This window comes from Pseudomonas sp. SID14000 (assembly GCF_002165135.1).
Classification (GTDB): domain Bacteria; phylum Pseudomonadota; class Gammaproteobacteria; order Pseudomonadales; family Pseudomonadaceae; genus Aquipseudomonas.
Genome location: NZ_NFZQ01000021.1, coordinates 41,801 through 58,382, shown reverse-complemented (window position 1 = coordinate 58,382; position 16,582 = coordinate 41,801). Strand labels below are relative to the sequence as shown.

16 protein-coding genes are annotated in these 16,582 nt (G+C 63.0%); 6 read left to right on the top strand and 10 right to left on the bottom strand.

The window, feature by feature from the left end:
• Positions 1-220 precede the first annotated feature (220 nt).
• The 3 genes from rssC to CAY82_RS23660 all read right to left on the bottom strand — a co-directional run bounded on the left by rssC (position 221) and on the right by CAY82_RS23660 (position 2,988).
• The gene (gene rssC, locus CAY82_RS23670) at positions 221-703 is read right to left on the bottom strand and encodes an anti-sigma factor antagonist RssC (RefSeq protein ID WP_013971741.1); all 483 of its coding nucleotides are present in this window, start codon (positions 701-703) and stop codon (positions 221-223) included.
• A complete protein-coding gene (gene rssB / locus CAY82_RS23665) occupies positions 700-1,884 on the bottom strand; it encodes a two-component system response regulator RssB (RefSeq protein ID WP_063914082.1) in 1,185 nt (394 codons plus the stop codon). The genes rssC and rssB overlap by 4 nt, the downstream gene beginning before the upstream one ends.
• Before the next feature lie 399 nt (positions 1,885-2,283).
• Positions 2,284-2,988: a VacJ family lipoprotein gene (locus tag CAY82_RS23660; RefSeq protein ID WP_087503313.1), complete on the bottom strand. Its 705-nt coding sequence runs from the start codon at positions 2,986-2,988 to the stop codon at positions 2,284-2,286.
• Between the two features lie 201 nt (positions 2,989-3,189).
• On the opposite strand from CAY82_RS23660, the gene CAY82_RS23655 reads away from it, so the two are divergent.
• Together CAY82_RS23655 and CAY82_RS23650 are read left to right on the top strand one after the other, a co-directional pair.
• Positions 3,190-3,753, top strand: coding sequence for a phosphonoacetaldehyde phosphonohydrolase-related protein (locus tag CAY82_RS23655; RefSeq protein ID WP_087503312.1), 564 nt, complete (start codon positions 3,190-3,192; stop codon positions 3,751-3,753).
• 122 nt (positions 3,754-3,875) lie between these two features.
• The gene (locus tag CAY82_RS23650; protein ID WP_087503311.1) at positions 3,876-4,139 is read left to right on the top strand and encodes a DUF4404 family protein; all 264 of its coding nucleotides are present in this window, start codon (positions 3,876-3,878) and stop codon (positions 4,137-4,139) included.
• A gap of 126 nt (positions 4,140-4,265) precedes the next feature.
• Here CAY82_RS23650 and queF read toward each other — a convergent pair whose 3' ends face one another.
• Positions 4,266-5,096, bottom strand: coding sequence for an NADPH-dependent 7-cyano-7-deazaguanine reductase QueF (queF, locus tag CAY82_RS23645; RefSeq protein ID WP_087503310.1), 831 nt, complete (start codon positions 5,094-5,096; stop codon positions 4,266-4,268).
• Between the two features lie 264 nt (positions 5,097-5,360).
• Here queF and cinR point away from each other — a divergent pair, with 264 nt between their 5' ends.
• Both cinR and CAY82_RS23635 read left to right on the top strand, forming a co-directional pair.
• Entirely contained in the window at positions 5,361-6,041 is a 681-nt protein-coding gene (cinR, locus tag CAY82_RS23640; RefSeq protein WP_087503309.1) for a two-component system response regulator CinR, read from the top strand.
• Positions 6,038-7,390, top strand: a complete 1,353-nt coding sequence (locus CAY82_RS23635) for a heavy metal sensor histidine kinase (RefSeq protein ID WP_087503308.1) — start codon at positions 6,038-6,040, stop codon at positions 7,388-7,390. Before cinR ends, CAY82_RS23635 begins: the two co-directional genes overlap by 4 nt.
• Positions 7,391-7,531: 141 nt before the next feature.
• Here CAY82_RS23635 and CAY82_RS23630 read toward each other — a convergent pair whose 3' ends face one another.
• The 3 genes from CAY82_RS23630 to CAY82_RS23620 form a co-directional block, all read right to left on the bottom strand.
• Positions 7,532-8,773 carry a lipoprotein-releasing ABC transporter permease subunit gene (locus CAY82_RS23630; RefSeq protein WP_087503316.1) on the bottom strand — a complete coding sequence of 414 codons (1,242 nt, stop codon included), beginning with the start codon at positions 8,771-8,773 and terminating at the stop codon, positions 7,532-7,534.
• A 61-nt stretch (positions 8,774-8,834) separates the two neighbouring features.
• Positions 8,835-9,518, bottom strand: coding sequence for a lipoprotein-releasing ABC transporter ATP-binding protein LolD (lolD, locus tag CAY82_RS23625; protein WP_169774647.1), 684 nt, complete (start codon positions 9,516-9,518; stop codon positions 8,835-8,837).
• Between the two features lie 7 nt (positions 9,519-9,525).
• Positions 9,526-10,776 (bottom strand): lipoprotein-releasing ABC transporter permease subunit, encoded by a 1,251-nt coding sequence (locus CAY82_RS23620; RefSeq protein ID WP_087503307.1) that lies wholly within the window; start codon positions 10,774-10,776, stop codon positions 9,526-9,528.
• A gap of 93 nt (positions 10,777-10,869) precedes the next feature.
• Between CAY82_RS23620 and CAY82_RS23615 the strand changes: the two genes are divergently transcribed.
• Together CAY82_RS23615 and CAY82_RS23610 are read left to right on the top strand one after the other, a co-directional pair.
• A complete protein-coding gene (locus CAY82_RS23615) occupies positions 10,870-11,454 on the top strand; it encodes a PilZ domain-containing protein (RefSeq protein WP_087503306.1) in 585 nt (194 codons plus the stop codon).
• A 31-nt stretch (positions 11,455-11,485) separates the two neighbouring features.
• Positions 11,486-12,208, top strand: a complete 723-nt coding sequence (locus CAY82_RS23610; protein ID WP_087503305.1) for a glycerophosphodiester phosphodiesterase — start codon at positions 11,486-11,488, stop codon at positions 12,206-12,208.
• Positions 12,209-12,250: 42 nt separating this feature from the next.
• Here the strand turns inward: CAY82_RS23610 and sthA are convergent, their stop codons facing one another.
• From sthA to CAY82_RS23595, 3 genes are all read right to left on the bottom strand, one after another.
• A complete protein-coding gene (gene sthA / locus CAY82_RS23605) occupies positions 12,251-13,645 on the bottom strand; it encodes a Si-specific NAD(P)(+) transhydrogenase (protein WP_087503304.1) in 1,395 nt (464 codons plus the stop codon).
• A 202-nt stretch (positions 13,646-13,847) separates the two neighbouring features.
• Positions 13,848-14,846: an FAD:protein FMN transferase gene (locus CAY82_RS23600; protein WP_087503303.1), complete on the bottom strand. Its 999-nt coding sequence runs from the start codon at positions 14,844-14,846 to the stop codon at positions 13,848-13,850.
• A 195-nt stretch (positions 14,847-15,041) separates the two neighbouring features.
• Positions 15,042-16,505: a glyceraldehyde-3-phosphate dehydrogenase gene (locus CAY82_RS23595; RefSeq protein ID WP_087503302.1), complete on the bottom strand. Its 1,464-nt coding sequence runs from the start codon at positions 16,503-16,505 to the stop codon at positions 15,042-15,044.
• Positions 16,506-16,582: the final 77 nt, after the last annotated feature.

Genomic DNA, 16,582 nt, shown 5'->3' with positions numbered 1-16,582 from the left:
TCAAGAACCATGCTGGCAGCACGTTGCTTGAACTCGCGGGTGTAGGTCTTTCGTTCTTGCATGGAACCTCCTGATTGGGCGAATCATATCGCCCTTAAGAGGTGTCCGGGATCATTAGGCCAGTTCAAACCCGCTCCTACAGGTACTGCGCTGCATTCGAAACCTGTGGTGATCCTGTGGGAGCGGGTTCACCCGCGAAGAGGCCGGGACAGGCTGAAGATCAGGTCCGCTCCAGCGCATTGACCAGGTCATGGAACGCTTCGCGGTTGGAGTCGTTCAGGCCCATGAGGATCTTGTGCGCCTCCAGCACCTTGGAGCGCACCACGTCTTCGTTCTGGTCCTGCGACGGCAGGTCGGTCAGGCATTCCGGGCACGGAATCGGGCGATCGACGATGTTGAACACCTGATCGAAGCCCATCGACTGCAACAACCGGGAAATGTCCGGGTTGGTGGTGACCACGGTCGGCAGCAGGCCCACCTTCTGGCGCGACAGGATCGACAGTTTGGCCAGCAGGCCCAGGGTTGTGCTGTCGATGCTCTCGGTTTCAGTCAGGTCGATGACAATCGCCGAGAAGTTCAACGCGGTGAAAATCTTCTCGATCGTCGCATCCAGCGCCGAACACAGGGTCAGACGCACTTCACCGACGAATTTCAGGACGAAGGTACCGCTCTGCTCGGCGAACTGGATTCTACCGGTACTCATTGAAGGTTCCTGCTCAACACCAATAGGGCGATATCATCCGGCATCTCCCCAAGCGTAGCCAATCCAAATCGTTGACGCAGCCCATCCAGGCTGCCACCTGCTGCCCTGACAATCTCCGGCAGGGCGGCTTCTTTATCTTTGAGCGTGTCACCCGGCAAAAGGTCCAGAATGCCATCGGACATCAGGCTGAGGCTGAACTGCGGCGGCAGCTCCACCACCAGGTCCTGGTAGGTAGCCTCATCGAAAAGCCCCACCGGTAGGCCGCGGCCTTCCAGGTAGCGGGTGTGCTCGGGGGTGTGCAGCACCGGAAGCGGCAGATGGCCGCCAACGGCGTAGGTCAGCAGGCCTGTGTCTTCGTCGATCACCCCGCCAACCATGGTCACGTGTTTGCCCAGCTTGCAGTTGATCAACCCACGGTTGATGTGGCTGAGCACCTGTGAGGGCTTGAACTCGCGCATCTTGCTGCCGCGCTTGAATTCGAACAACAGCCGTGTGGTCATGAACTTCAGCAGCACAGTGACGAACGCTGACGACGCGCCATGCCCGGAGACATCGGCGAGATAGAAAGCGATACGCCGTTCGTCCACACGGAAGTAATCGGCAAAATCACCCGACAGGTACAGCGACGGGATAATCTGGTGCTCGAAGGCAAACTCGCCGGCCACCCAAGGACTTTCCGGCAGCATGTTCATCTGCACCTGGCGACCGGCGGTCTGGTCCTCCTGCAGCAGGTGCAGACTGGCCTCCAGTTCGCGATTGGCGGCCTCGAGCTTGTCGCGGTAGCGCTGGTTTTCCAGCACCAGGCGCGAACGGTCGAGGGCACGGCGCACCGAATGCTCGAGCACGGCCAGGTCTTCCAGCGGCTTGATCAGGTAGTCGGCGGCGCCCAGGCGCAACGCTTCCACCGCATCGCTCATGACGCCGGCACCGGACACCACGATCACCGGCAACTGCGGGGCGCGCTCGCTGACCTGGCGAATCAGTTCGAGGCCGCCCATCTGCGGCATGCGCAGATCGCAGATCACGAGGTCGGGCTGGTGTTCTTCGAAGACCTGAAGCCCCTGCTGGCCATTGCCGGCCTGGAGGACGCTGAAGCCACTGTCTTCAAGATAGGCGGCGAGGCTTGCACGGACCACGTCGTCGTCATCGATGATCAGCAGCGTTGCACTGGTTTTCTGCATGTGGGCGAACGGCGCCGATTTGGGTTGGTGCAGCGGTGTCGGCAAGGCAGACGGCCAGCTACGGGAATTCTTTATGATCACACTCTACTTGAGTTGTAGGACAAGAACACCTGCCCGGCAACTGTCAGAGGTACCTTGTAAGGCGCAGACGGTACTCCCATCCGGCAAGCGTTTCAAGCATGCAAGGGTCGACCTCGCCGCACTTTAACAGGGCAAATCACCGGGAGTTATAAGAAAGTCGACCAGCGCAACCCGATTGACCACCTTGCGGCCCTTCGCGGCGGTTCGACGCCCTGGCTTGCCCGCTCCCAAAAGGACCGCAAATCCATTCGCATCACGCTACCTCTGTGGGAGCGGGCGAGCCCGCGAAGGGCTGCAAAGCAGCCCCACATTCACAGATCAGAAGTCGTCTTCAACCTCGCCATCCTTGACCTTGAACTCGCGGTTCTGCAGGTAGGCGTTGCGAATGAAGATGTATTTGTCCCCCTGGATTAGCTTCTCGGCCGACAGCAGGTCCGCGCGGGTGTCGATGATATCCAGGGCGAAGATCGAATTGCGCGTCGGCACATGGTCGATGTAGCGGTAGGGTTTGGTATAGGTATCCGGGTACTTGGCCAAGCCGTCACGCACGGTGCTTGGGCCCAGCAGCGGGATGACCACGTACGGGCCACTCGGCACGCCCCAGTAGCCGAGGGTCTGGCCGAAGTCCTCGTCGCTGCGCTGCAGGCCCATCCTGGTGCCCACGTCGAAGAAGCCGCCCAGGCCGAAGGTGGTGTTGACGATCAGCCGCGCCGTGTCCACGCCCGCCGCATGGGGCTTGAACTGCAGCAGGTTGTTGGCCAGGTTGGTCACGTCACCCAGGTTGCGGAAGATGTTGTGGATGCCATCTTCGAGGAACTGCGGGGTGACCGCCTGGTAACCCTTGGCCAATGGCTTGAGGGCATAGGTATCGAGGGTATCGTTGAAACGGAAGATCGGCCGGTTGACCGCTTCCCAGGGATCTTCCTCGGTGGCTGCCTGGGCTGCCACGGGCGCCAGCAGCATGCTGGCACAGACACAGGCCTGGGTGACTCGTTCGATCACACTGGCACCGATCCTACGCATAGATGTTTCTCCATCGAATTTCTCGGCCGCAAGCGCAAACGGGTCGCGCTGCTGTACGGCGGCAGTATAGAGGCTTGCGGGCTGATAAACAGCCTTACACATCTCTGTTCAATAATTTGTGAACAACTGTTGCGCGGCGCCCGTTGTCACAGCGCGGTAACAATCGCCGAATAGCCTGCGGACTATTTGAGGGAAGTTGCCATGGACGCTGCACCCGACTTCACCGCTGTGCTGTTCGGCTTGCGCGGCTGCCTGGTGCAAGCCGTCAATGGCACCCCCTCGCCTGCCCCCGGCGCCCTGGCTACCCTCGCCAGCCTGCGTCAACGCCAGGTGCCGTGCATCTGGCTGGATGACCTCAACCCCACCCAAAGCAAGCGCCTGGCTCATGTACTGCCCGCCTGGCTGCCGGGGCATTCGGTGAACGGCGTGCGCTGGCCGGCGCCGAACGCCTGCTGGCAGGCCCTGATGACACTGGACAGCGAACGCCTGGACGGCTGTGTGCTGGTCAGCGGCGACCCACGTCTGCTGCAATCCGGCCTCAATGCGGGGTTATGGACGGTGGGGCTGGCCGCCTGCAGCCCGTTGTGCGACCGCAGCTCGCGGCGATGGCAAGCCATGACCCCGCAGGAACAGGAGCTGGCCCGTGGCAAGGCGACGCTGGAACTGTTCAACCTGGGCGTACATTCGGTGATCGACCACCTGGAAGCGCTGGACACCTGCCTGCAGGACATCGCCCGGCGCCGGCGCAAGGGCGAAAAACCCTGATACAGCACCTTTGACGCGGATCATGCAAAGCAACGGCAGGTGGATTACGCTGAAAACAGGCCAGGACCTTTGCCGCTTCGCTGAGGTCCATGGTTTGCCAAGCCATTGATGGAGAACTGCCAATGCCTGCCCGCGAATTGCAAGAGCGCCTGAACAGCTTGCGCGAGCAACTGGAACGCAACGTGCCGCTTTCGGACGAGGAACTGGCCGCGCTGCACGAAGAAGCGCGCCAGATCGAGGCGCAACTGAAGCTTGAGGAAGCCACGCCAGACCATAACCTGGTGGACGGCGTGAACCTGGCGATAGAACGCTTCGAGGCCGACCACCCCGACCTTACCGCCACCCTGCGCAGCATTGCCAACTCGCTGCATAGCATGGGGATCTGAAAAGCCAAGGGCTGCTTCGCAGCCCATTCGCAGCACAAGGCTGCTCCTACAGGGGTCATGCGTTTCCCTGTAGGAGCAGCCTTGTGCTGCGAATGGGCCGCAAGGCGGCCCCCGGCGTACTTGGACTTACTGCCGAACCAGTCGCTGGTTCTCCGGGCTGATCGCCCCAGTGCTACGGTACGGGTTGATATCCAGCCCACCCCGACGCACATAGCGCGCATACACCGTCAAATGCTCCGGCTGCAGCAGGTTCTTCAAGTCCAGGTAGATACGCTCCACGCACTGCTCATGGAAGTCGGCATGCTGGCGGAAGCTGATCAGGTAGGTCAGCAGGCTGGCATGGTCCAGCGCCCTGCCCTTGTACTCGATCACCACGCTGCCCCAGTCTGGCTGGCCGGTCACCGGGCAGTTGGATTTCAGCAGGTGGCTGTGCAGGGTTTCTTCCACCAGCCGCTCCGGGTTGCAGTGCAGCAGCTCTGGCTGCGGCTGTTCGTAGTTGCTGATGGCAACGTCCAGCACATCGATGCATTGCCCCGGCAAGGCCACCACGCCTTCGGCCTCGACCTCGGCCAGGGTGCGCACCTTCACGCCAACCGGCTTGCCGGCAGCAGCGGACAGGTCTTTCTCCAGACACGCCTGCAGCTCGCCGAGCGAGGCGAACACGGTCTGGTTCAGCGAGTTCAGGTACAGCTTGAACGACTTGGACTCAATGATGTTCGGTGAATCGGCGGGGATGGCGAACTCGCCGATTGCCACTACCGGCTTGCCCGACGGCAGCAGCCAGCTCAGCTCGAAGCAGTTCCAGTAATCCACACCCTGCCAAGGCAAGGTCTGGGCGGTAACGCCCAGCTCGGCCCACTTGGCGGTACGCGGAATCGGGAACAGTAGCTCCGGGGAGTAGGTAGCAATGTATTCGCTGGACTTGCCCAGCGGGGAGTGTTCGGCAGCGGGATGCATGGAAACTGACCTGAAGGTTCGAAATTGCCCCTAGTCTACCGGTTTTGCGCCCGGCCTTGGAGCGCACGTCAGCGGGATTACAACTTCGTCAGTTTGGGGCGAGCGGGTGCATCGTCACGTATCATCTCAGTATCACCCAATCCCTGTGGGAGCGGGTTCACCCGCGAACACCGGCAAAGCCGGTGCCATGCACCGTGTTGAATGCTTCGCGGGTAAACCCGCTCCCACAGGGCTTTGTGCCGCTTGCTGGAGTCAATTCATCCAATGAAACTGCTGATCGTCGAAGACCAGGCCCGCACCGGCCAGTACCTGAGCCAGGGCCTGAACGAGGCCGGCTTCGCCACCGAGCTGGCCACTGATGGCGAGACTGGCCAGTTCCTCGCCCTGACCGGCGACCACGACCTACTGATTCTCGATGTAATGCTGCCCGGCCGTGACGGCTGGCAGATCCTCCAGGCCGTGCGCCAGGCTGGCCTGGACACCCCGGTGCTGTTCCTCACCGCCCGCGATGCTGTGGAAGACCGGGTGCACGGCCTGGAGCTGGGCGCCGATGATTACCTGGTCAAACCGTTCGCCTTCTCCGAACTGCTGGCCCGGGTGCGCAGCCTGCTGCGCCGGGGCACCAGCCCCAGCCAGGACACCACCCTGGGCCTGGCCGACCTGCGCCTGGACCTGATCCGCCGCCGCGCCGATCGCGCCGGCCAGCGCATCGACCTGACCGCCAAGGAGTTCGCCCTGCTTGAACTGCTGCTGCGCCGCCAGGGCGAGGTGCTGCCCAAATCGCTGATAGCCTCGCAGGTGTGGGACATGAACTTTGACAGCGACACCAATGTGATCGAAGTGGCGATCCGCCGCCTGCGCCTGAAGATCGACGACCCGCACCCCAACAAGCTGATCCACACCGTACGCGGCATGGGCTATGTACTCGAAGAGCGCGCAGAGTGATGCGCCGGGTCTCTCTCGGCAGGCGCCTGGCCCTGCTGTTCGCCGCCTGCACCGCCGCAGTCTCGCTCGGCGCCGGCCTCATATTCAGCCGGGCGAGCGAGCAGCACTTCGTCGAACTGGACCAGCAACTGCTGGAATCGCGCCTGTCGCTGTTCCGTACCCAACTGGCCGGCATTACCACTCCGGCCGAGCTGCACGCGCGCCTGCCCGAGCTGCGCGATGAACTGGGCCACCAGGCCGACCTGGCCCTGCGCATCAACGGCAGCGACGGCACCACCTGGTTCGAAAGCCGCACAGGCCTGCCCCAGCCACCCCTGCCCGAGGGGCTGGCAACCCTGCATGCGCAAGGCACCGACTACCGCAGCCTGGCCGTGCACCTGACCCAAGGCGCCCCGCAGTCGCCACAACTGACCCTGTACCTCGACATCACTCACCACCAACACTTCCTGCAGGGCATGCAACGGCTGATCTGGCTGACGGTCGGCCTGTCGGCCCTGGCCACCGCGCTGCTCGGTGCCTGGGCCGCACGCCGCGGGCTGCGCCCGTTGCGGCAGATGGGCCAGGTGGCCGCCAGCGTATCGGCGCGCTCGCTCACCACCCGCCTGCCGGTGGCACAGATGCCCGAAGAGCTGGCCGAGCTGGCGACAGCCATGAACGCCATGCTGCAGCGCCTGGACGATGCCTTCCAGCGGCTGTCGGCATTCTCTGCCGATATCGCCCACGAACTGCGCACGCCGCTGTCCAACCTGCTGACCCACACCCAGGTCACCCTCACCCGCCCGCGCAGCCTCGAAGAGTACCGCGAGGCCCTGCATGGCAACCTCGAGGAGCTGCAAGGGATGGCGCAGATGATCAACGACATGCTGTTCCTGGCCAAGGCCGACCATGGCCTGCTGGTACCGGGGCAGGCAAAGCTGGTGCTGCATGAAGAGGTGGATGCGCTGCTGGAGTACTACGCGCCGCTGGCAGAGGACAGCGGCGTACAGCTGCTGCGCGAGGGTGAGGCGCTGTTGCAGGGCGACCGGCATATGCTGCGTCGGGCGCTGTCCAACCTGCTGGACAATGCCTTGCGCTTTACCCCGGCGGGTGGGCAGATACGGGTGACCTTGGGGCCAGGGCCGAGGATTGGCGTGGCCAATACCGGGGCGGCTATCGAACCGGCTGCGTTACCGCGGTTGTTCGACCGTTTCTACCGGGTTGACCCGGCGCGGCGGGAAGGCAGTAGCGAGCATGCCGGGTTGGGGTTGGCGATTACCCGGTCGATCGTGCAGGCCCATGGCGGGAGCATTCGGGCGCAATGCGAGGATGGGTGGACGCGGTTTTTGATCGAGTTCACTCAGGATCGGTGAAATTGGGGCTGCTACGCAGCCCATCGCGACACAAGGCCGCTCCCACAGGGATCGCGTCAGCTTGGCCAATTCGCGATCCTTGTGGGAGCGGCCTTGTGTCGCGAAAGGGGCGCAAAGCGCCCCCAGACTCTCAGGTAAACATCAAACTGCCAGGCCAATCGCCGGCTGCACCTGCGATGCCCGATAAGCCGGGTAAATGGTCGCCAGGAAGCTCATCACCAACCCGGCAGTGCAGATGATCACCACATCGCCCCACTGCAGCTGCGACGGCAAGCTGCTGACGAAGTACACATCCGAAGTAAAGATGTGCTGCCCGCTCACCCGCTCCAGCCAGCCGACAATCTGGCTGACGTTGAACGCTGCAATCACCCCCAGCACGCCACCGATCAGCGTCCCGACAATACCGATCAGGCTGCCCTGGACCATGAACGTGCCCATGATCTGCGCAGGCGTGGCGCCCAGGGTGCGCAGGATGGCGATGTCCGGCCCCTTGTCGTTAACCACCATCACCAGGGTGGCGATGATGTTGAACGCTGCCACCGCGATGATCATCATCAGCAGTAGGCCGATCATGGTCTTTTCCATCTTCATGGCGCTGAACAGGCTGCCCTGGGTATGCGACCAGTCATCGGCGCGGTAGGCATCGCCCAGCCCGGCAGCGATGGCCTTGGACACCTGCGGCGCGGCATACAGGTCGTGCAGTTTCAGGCGCACGCCCTGCACCTGGCCCGGCGCCCAGCGCTGCATGGCGCCAGCATCGGCCACGTGAATGTAAGCCTGCGAGCCATCCAGCTCGGCGCCGACCTTGAAGATGCCGACCACGGTCAGGCGCTGCATGCGCGGAGTGATGCCACCCGGCTCCTTGCTGATTTCCGGCACGATCAGGGTCAGTTTGTCGCCGGTGTTCAGGCGGAAGCGCCGCGCAGTCAGCTCACCGATGACCACGCCGAACTCGCCCGGCTGCAAGTCCTGCAGACGGCCCTGAACGATGTGCTGCCCGACGATCGAGACCTTGCCCTCTTCGGCCGGGTCGATGCCGCCGACCTGGATCGGTTGCATCGCGCCCTTGTAGGACAGCATGCCCTCCATTTCGGTAATCGGCGCCACCGCCATCACCGCCGGGTCCCGCATGGCCGCGTCGGCCACCTTGCGCCAGTCGTCCAGCGGCTGAACGCCGAGGATGGCGGCATGCGGCACCAGGCCGAGGATGCGCGAGCTCATTTCGCGCTGGAAGCCGTTCATCACCGACAGCACCACGATCATCGCCAGCACGCCCAGCGACAGGCCGATCATCGAGGTCATCGAGATGAACGAGATGAAGTGGTTGCGGCGCTTGGCTCGGGTGTAGCGCGCGCCGATGAAGATGGGCAAGGGTCTGAACATGTACGGAAACACCCAATGAAAACAGGAAAACGGGGCGGCACCGGCCACCCCGTGCAGTCGATCAGATAGCCACCAGGTGGCCGTCATCGAGCTTCAATACACGGTCCATCTGGCGCGCCAGGTTGAGGTCATGGGTGACCACCAGGAACGCCGTGCGCGACGCGCTGGACAGTTCCTGCATCAATTCCTGGATGCCCTGGGCCGTGTGATGGTCGAGGTTGCCGGTCGGCTCGTCGAGCATTACCAGGCCGGGGCGGTTGACCAGTGCCCGGGCAATCGCTACCCGCTGACGCTCGCCACCGGACAGCTCGGCCGGCTTGTGGTTGAAGCGGTGGGCCAGGCCCACGCGCTTGAGCAGCGCCTCGGCACGCTCGCGAGCCTCGGGGATGGGCGTGCGGCCGATCAGCAACGGCATGCACACGTTCTCGATGGCAGTGAATTCCGGCAGCAGGTGGTGGAACTGGTAGACAAACCCCAGCTCGCGGTTACGCAGCAGGCCACGGGCACGCTCGCCGAGTGCCGACAGCTCCTCGCCGGCCAGCCAGACGCTGCCCTGGGTAGGCCGGTCGAGGCCGCCCAACAGATTGAGCAGGGTGCTCTTGCCCGAGCCGGAACTACCAACGATGGCTACCCGCTCACCGGCGTGCAGCTCGAGGTTGAGCCCGGACAGCACCTGCACCGACTCCGGGCCCTCGTCGTAGGACTTGCCCAGGTTGCGGCAACTCAGAACGGCTTTATCACTCATGCGCGACTCACTCATAACGTAGCGCCTCTGCAGGCTGGGTGCGGGCCGCACGCCAGGCCGGATACAGGGTGGCGAAGAAACTCAGGACCAGCGCCGCGCCACAGACCATGTACACGTCCTGGGCCTGGATCTGCGACGGCAGGTAATCGATGAAGTACACATCGGCGTTGAGGAACTTGTGCCCGATCAGTTTCTCGATGCCAGCGATCACCGCACTGACGTTCAGCGCGGCGACGATCCCGACCACGGCACCGATCAGGGTACCGATCACCCCGATCACCGTGCCCTGGACCATGAAGATGAGCATGATCTGCCCGGGCGTGGCACCCAGGGTACGCAGGATGGCGATGTCGCCACGCTTGTCGTTGACCACCATCACCAGTGTGGAAATGATGTTGAACGCCGCCACCGCCACGATCAGCAGCAACAGCAGGCCAATCATGGCCTTTTCCATGCGGATCGCCTGGTACAGGTTGCCGTGGGTACGGGTCCAGTCGCGGCTGTAGAACTCCTGGTCACCCAGGCGCTGGGCGATGTCCCAGGCCACTCGCGGCGCCTGGAACAGGTCGTCGAACTTCAGGCGCAGGCCCTGGACCTGGTCGGGCTTCCAGCGGTGCAGGCGGGACAGGTCGCTGATGTTGGTCAGGCCCAGGTAGCCGTCGATCTCGCCAGCGCCCACGTGGAAGGTGCCGACCACGGTGAAGCGCTTCATGCGCGGGAACATGCCGGCGGGGGTCACACTGACCTCGGGGGCGACGAAGGTGAGCTTGTCGCCGATGGCCACGCCCAGCTTGGCCGCGGCCTTGTCGCCGATCATGATGCCCCACTCGCCCGGCGCCAGCTGGTCGAGGTGGCCTTGCAGGACGAACTTGTCGATGATCGACACCTCGCGCTCGCGGGCCGGGTCGATGCCGTTGAGCAGCACCTTCTGCACCTTGCCTTCATGGGTCAGCAGGCCCTGCATCTGGGTGAAGGGCGCAACCGCCACCACCTGCGGATTCTGCTTTACTTGTTGGGCAAGGGCCGGCCAGTCGGCAATGGGCTGGCCGCTCTCCAGTGTGGCATGGGGGATCATGCCCAACACGCGGGTACGCATCTCGTGGTCGAAACCGTTCATGACCGACAGCACCACGATCATCACCACCACGCCCAGGGCGAGGCCGATCATCGAGGTCAGGGAAATGAACGAGACGAAGTGATTGCGACGTTTGGCACGGGTATAACGCGTGCCGATGAATGCGAAAAGAGGTCTGAACATGTCGGGGCTTGTTCGGATGAAAGGGAACGTCCTTGTGGCGAGGCGCCTACGGCGGCTTTACACTCGGACCACCGCCGCTACCTTGGGTTCGCCATGACGACATTAGACGAAGAAGATCGCCGCGAATACTACCGCATCGAAGATCGGATCGCACTTCAAATCAGCCCCCTCAGTGCGGCCGAAGTCCTTGACCCAGATGTGTTGCAAGATGATTCGCCACTGTTCAACCTGCTCAGCGAGCTGCACCTGTCCGACTTCGAGTCACAACACCTGCTGCGCCAGCTGAGCGAAAAGGACCGCACCCTCGCCGCCTTCCTGCGCGCGCAGAACAAACGCCTCGACCTGCTTAGCGCGGTGGTTGCCCAGACCCTGATCGGCGAAGTCGGCCAGCCCCAGCCGGTGGTCATTTCCGAGGGTGGCATCGAATTCACGCAAGCCACAGCGGTTGCCCCCGGTACCCGGGTGAAGGTGAAGATGGTGCTGATGCCGCGCGCCCATGGCCTGCTGCTGCGCGGCAAGGTCACCCATTGCGGCCCGCACCCGGAGGGCGGTTTCGAGGTCGGCACCGAATTCATCGACATGACCGACGCCCAACGGCAACTGCTGGCCCGCTACATTCTGCAGCGTCAGCAGCAGCAACGGCGCCAGCAGCTGGAACAGAACGCCCCTGCCTCCTGAGCCCATTTTTCTCTGATTTGAAGGAACGAACGTGACCCTGATCTACGGCCACCGCGGCGCCAAGGGCGAAGCGCCCGAGAATACCCTGAAGAGCTTCCAGCAATGCCTCGCCCATGGCGTGACCCGCTGCGAGCTGGACCTGCACCTGTCAGCCGACAACGAGCTGATGGTGATCCACGACCCCACCCTCAAGCGCACCACCGGCAAACGCGGCAAGGTGGTCGAGCACTCGGCCGCCGACCTGGTCAAGATCGATGCCCGCAAAGGCGGCCCGGGCCATGTCCAGCCCTGCCCGATCCCGAGACTGGAAGAACTGTTCCAGAAGTGCCCGTTCGAGCATTGGCAACTGGAGGTCAAGAGCGCCTCGCGCACCCGCGCCGCCACCATGGTGCTGGCAATCCGCGAACTGGCTCAGCAATACGGGCTGCTGGACAAGGTGACCATCACCTCCAGCTCACGCGAAGTGCTGGGTGCCGCCCTGGAACTGGTACCGGACGTCAAACGCGGGCTGGTAGCCGAATACGCCTGGCTCGACCCGTTGAAGGTGGCCCAGAACTATGGTTGCGAGCTGCTGGCATTGAACTGGACACTGTGCACCCCGGAGCGCCTGCTCAAGGCACAGGCCCAGGGTTTGCACGTGTCGGTGTGGACGGTCAACGAACCGGCACTGATGCGCCGGCTCGCTGACTTTGGTGTGGACAGCCTGATTACAGACTTTCCCGGTTTGGCCAGGACCACCCTCGGGCAGGGTTGAAATCGGTCTCTCCGACCGGCTCAGGCCACCGGTCGGAGCCGCTCAAAAAAGCCGGTTCAGGCCATCGTAGGCTGCTACCCGATAGGCTTCGGCCATGGTCGGGTAGTTGAATGTGGTGTTGACGAAGTACTTCAGGTTGTTCAGCTCGCCCGGCTGGTTCATCACCGCCTGGCCGATGTGGACGATTTCCGAAGCCTGGTAGCCGAAGCAGTGTACGCCCAGCACTTCCAGGGTTTCGCGGTGGAACAGGATCTTCAGCATGCCTTGCGGCTCACCGGCGATTTGCGCCCGGGCCATGCTCTTGAAGAAGGCTTTGCCCACTTCGTACGGCACCTTGGCCTGGGTCAGTTCCTGCTCGTTCTTGCCGATCGAGCTGATCTCCGGAATGGTGTAGATACCAGTCGGCACGTCGTTGACGAAGCGCCAGCTGCCATTGTCGACGATGCTGCCGGCTGCGGAACGGCCCTGGTCATGGGCAGCACTGGCCAGGCTTGGCCAGCCAATCACATCGCCAGCGCCATAGATGTTCGGCACGCTAGTGCGATAGGCCTCGTCGACCTCGATCTGGCCACGGCTGTTAACCTTGATGCCGATGTTTTCCAGGCCCAGCTTGTCGGTGTTGCCGGTACGGCCGTTGCACCACAGCAAGGCGTCAGCCTTGATTTTCTTGCCCGACTTCAGGTGCAGGATCACCCCGTTGTCCAGGCCTTCGACGCGCTCGTAATCTTCGTTGTGGCGCACGGTGATGTTGTTGTTGCTGAAGTGATAGCTCAGTGCCTGGGAGATCTCCGAGTCCAGGAAGCTCAGCAACTGGCCACGGTTATCCACCAGCTCCACCAGCACGCCCAGGCCGCTGAAGATCGAGGCGTACTCGCAACCGATCACCCCGGCACCGTACACGATCAGCTTGCGCGGTGTGTGGCTGAGGCTGAGGATAGTGTCGCTGTCGTAGACACGCGGGTGGTGGAAATCGATGTCGGCCGGGCGGTACGGGCGCGAGCCGGTCGCGATGATGATGTGCTTGGCGTTGAGCTTTTCCACCACACCGTTCGGGCAGACCACTTCGATGGTTTGCTCGTCGGCGAAGCTGCCGGTGCCGACGAACACATCCACGCGATTGCGTGCGTAATAGCCGGTGCGCGACGCCACCTGCTTGGCGATGACCTTCTCGGCGCTTTTCAGCACGTCCGGGAACGAGAACCAGCGCGGCTCACCAATGGCACGGAACATCGGGTTGGTGTTGAACTGCATGATCTGCCGCACCGAATGACGCAGTGCCTTGGACGGGATGGTGCCCAGGTGGGTGCAGTTGCCCCCGACCTGACGACGGCTATCGACCATCGCCACCTTGCGCCCTGCTTTGGCGGCGTTCATTGCCGCACCTTCTCCGGCCGGGCCGGAACCCAGCACCACTACGTCGTAGTTGTAGACAGCCATGCGTACTCCTTCAGAACTGGCCCGCAAGCCACGGTCGCTCGCGGGGCGCGATCATGCCGCCGGGGCGTCATGAGAAAATTCGGGTGCAGTCTAATCAAGCGTGAACGCCGCGCACATTAACCCTTGGTCGCGTCGTAAGCCAATTTTGCCCGCACTACATGTGTGAACCATTCCCTGGCGGCGATCATCCCTGCTTGTGCTTTCACTCGCCTTTCACTGCCCGTTCGAAGGCGGGCGTAGCTCGAGAGACGAAGCCACCCACGGCCCGAGTCACCAATACCGCGGCCAAGCCATGCGCCACGGCAAAATCCCAGCCACGTTCCGGGCCGAGGATCAACAGTAGCGTCGAATAGCCGTCGGCCTGCAGCGCCGAGGCATCGAGCACGGTGACCGCGGCCAGGTCGTGCTGCACCGGGCGCCCAAGACGGGCATCGAAGGTATGCGAATAGCGCCGGCCATTCTCCTCGAAATAGTGCCGATAGTCACCCGAGGTTGATACTGAAAGGCCATTTACCGGGATGATCTGGCGGGCGATCTGGCGGTCTTCGCGCGGCAACTCCAGGGCGATGCGCCAAGGGCTGCCATCGGGTTTGTGGCCGACGGCCTTGAGCTCGCCGGTGGCTTCGACAACGAAGTTGGCCACGCCCATGGCCTGCAGGCGAGCGGCAACAAGGTCGACCGCATGGCCTGCGGCGAGGCTGTTGAAGTCGAGCTGTACCGGGGCGTCCTTGCACAGGGCCTGGCCGTCGATGTGCAAGTGCCGGTAACCCACACGCCGGCGTGCCTGGGCCAGAGCCAACGGGTCGGGCACCTGCTCGTGACGGGCCTGGGGGCCGAAGCCCCACAGGTCGAGCAAGGGTTCGACGGTGAGGTCGAAGGCGCCATCACTCTGCTCGGCCAGGTGCTGACCAAGGCTGACCAGTTCGAGCATGTCGGGCGGCAGGACCAGGCACTGGTTGGCGGGCAACTGGTTGAAGCGGCTGACGGTAGAGTCGCCGCGGTAGGTCGAGTAGTGCTGGTCGATGCCGTGCAGGATGCTTTCGACAGCCGCCTGCACTTGGGCCGGCGCCGGCCCACCGGGCTCGCGGACGTACTGGATGCTATAGCTGCTGCCCATGGTCGGGCCGCCCAGGCGCTCCAGGGTGGGAGGCTGGTTGCAGGCGGTGAGCAGCATGAGGATGAACAGCAAGGCAGTGCGCAAGGTTCGGGTTCTCGGTTGCCTGTGCCGGCCTCTTCGCGGGTAAACCCGCTTCCACAGGTTTACCACCGCCCTCAAGGACGAAGCGCCCCTGTGGGAGCGGGTTTACCCGCGAAGAGGCCGGCACAGGCAACAAAAATTCTGGATAAAAAAACGGGAACCCGAAGGTTCCCGTTTTTTCATTGCCTTACAAGCGTATCAGCGTGGAAACGCTGGCGGGTTCACACCGGCCATCTCTTCCATCACGCGAACCACCTGGCAGCTGTAACCGAATTCGTTGTCGTACCAGACGTACAGAACAACGCGGTTGTCGTTGGCGATGGTCGCTTCGGCGTCAACCACACCGGCGTGGCGGGAACCTACGAAGTCGGTCGAAACCACTTCCTGCGAGCTGACGTAATCGATCTGCTTGTGCAGTTCCGAGTGCATGGCGGTCTGGCGCAGGTACTCGTTGATCTCGTCGCGGCTGGTGGCCTTCTCGAGGTTCAGGTTGAGGATGGCCATCGAAACGTTCGGCGTCGGTACGCGAATGGCGTTGCCGGTCAGCTTGCCCTTGAGCACTGGCAGTGCCTTGGCGGCAGCAGTGGCGGCGCCGGTTTCGGTGATGACCATGTTCAGCGGCGCGGCACGGCCACGGCGGCTGCCCTTGTGGAAGTTGTCGATCAGGTTCTGGTCGTTGGTGAACGAGTGAACGGTTTCGACATGGCCGTTGACGATGCCGTACTGGTCGTTGATGGCCTTGAGCACCGGCACGATGGCGTTGGTGGTGCAGGAAGCGGCCGAGATGATCTTGTCATCGGCAGCGATGTCACCGTGGTTGATGCCGTGCACGATGTTCTTCAGCGCGCCCTTGCCAGGTGCGGTGAGGATGACACGGGCAGCGCCCGGGCAGGCCAGGTGCTGGCCCAGGCCATCGGCATCACGCCATACACCGGTGTTGTCGACGATCAGCGCGTTTTCGATGCCGTACTGGGTGTAGTCGACTTCGCTCGGGCTCTTGGCGTAGATAACCTGGATCAGGTTGCCGTTGGCGGTGATGGTGTTGTTGGCTTCGTCGATGGTGATGGTGCCATCGAACGGGCCGTGCACCGAGTCACGGCGCAGCAGGCTGGCACGCTTGACCAGGTCGTTCTCGGCGCCTTTGCGCACGACGATGGCGCGCAGGCGCAGGCCGTCGCCACCACCGGTCTTCTCGATCAGGATGCGTGCCAGCAGGCGGCCGATGCGGCCGAAGCCGTACAGGACAACGTCAGTGCCTTTGCGCGCCGAAGCGTTCTGCTGGCCAACCACCTCGGCCAGTTCTTCACGGACGAACTGCTCGGCAGTACGGCCATTGCCTTCCTGCTTGAACTTGTTGGCCAGCTTGCCCAGGTCGACCGAAGCGGCGCCCAGTTTCAGCTCGCTCATGGCCTTGAGCAGGGGGAATGTCTCGTGGACGGACAGTTCGGTTTCGTCGGCTTGACGATGACGCGCAAAGCGGTGCGCCTTGAGGATCGAGATAACCGAACGGTTGATCAGGCTACGGCCATAAATCGAGCTCACCACATTGTTGTTGCGGTAGAGCTGACCGATAAGCGGGATCATCGCTTCAGCCAGGGCTTCACGATCAATCCACTCACCAAGACACTGGTCGGGCTTCTGAGTCACGGGAACCTTCCACATGTAGGGACAGAAAAAAGGGGCTACATTATGACGCCCCAACGCGTAACCGGCAATGAGCGCCTGTCGCGGCCACGCAA

Coding starts and splice junctions, on each gene's coding strand:
- CAY82_RS23630 (WP_087503316.1), bottom strand. CDS start 8,773: ATGTTCAGACCCTTGCCCATCTTCATCGGCGCGCGCTACACCCGAGCC.
- CAY82_RS23650 (WP_087503311.1), top strand. CDS start 3,876: ATGCCTGCCCGCGAATTGCAAGAGCGCCTGAACAGCTTGCGCGAGCAA.
- sthA (WP_087503304.1), bottom strand. CDS start 13,645: ATGGCTGTCTACAACTACGACGTAGTGGTGCTGGGTTCCGGCCCGGCC.
- CAY82_RS23655 (WP_087503312.1), top strand. CDS start 3,190: ATGGACGCTGCACCCGACTTCACCGCTGTGCTGTTCGGCTTGCGCGGC.
- lolD (WP_169774647.1), bottom strand. CDS start 9,518: ATGAGTGATAAAGCCGTTCTGAGTTGCCGCAACCTGGGCAAGTCCTAC.
- cinR (WP_087503309.1), top strand. CDS start 5,361: ATGAAACTGCTGATCGTCGAAGACCAGGCCCGCACCGGCCAGTACCTG.
- queF (WP_087503310.1), bottom strand. CDS start 5,096: ATGCATCCCGCTGCCGAACACTCCCCGCTGGGCAAGTCCAGCGAATAC.
- CAY82_RS23615 (WP_087503306.1), top strand. CDS start 10,870: ATGACGACATTAGACGAAGAAGATCGCCGCGAATACTACCGCATCGAA.
- rssB (WP_063914082.1), bottom strand. CDS start 1,884: ATGCAGAAAACCAGTGCAACGCTGCTGATCATCGATGACGACGACGTG.
- CAY82_RS23595 (WP_087503302.1), bottom strand. CDS start 16,505: ATGTGGAAGGTTCCCGTGACTCAGAAGCCCGACCAGTGTCTTGGTGAG.
- CAY82_RS23660 (WP_087503313.1), bottom strand. CDS start 2,988: ATGCGTAGGATCGGTGCCAGTGTGATCGAACGAGTCACCCAGGCCTGT.
- CAY82_RS23620 (WP_087503307.1), bottom strand. CDS start 10,776: ATGTTCAGACCTCTTTTCGCATTCATCGGCACGCGTTATACCCGTGCC.
- rssC (WP_013971741.1), bottom strand. CDS start 703: ATGAGTACCGGTAGAATCCAGTTCGCCGAGCAGAGCGGTACCTTCGTC.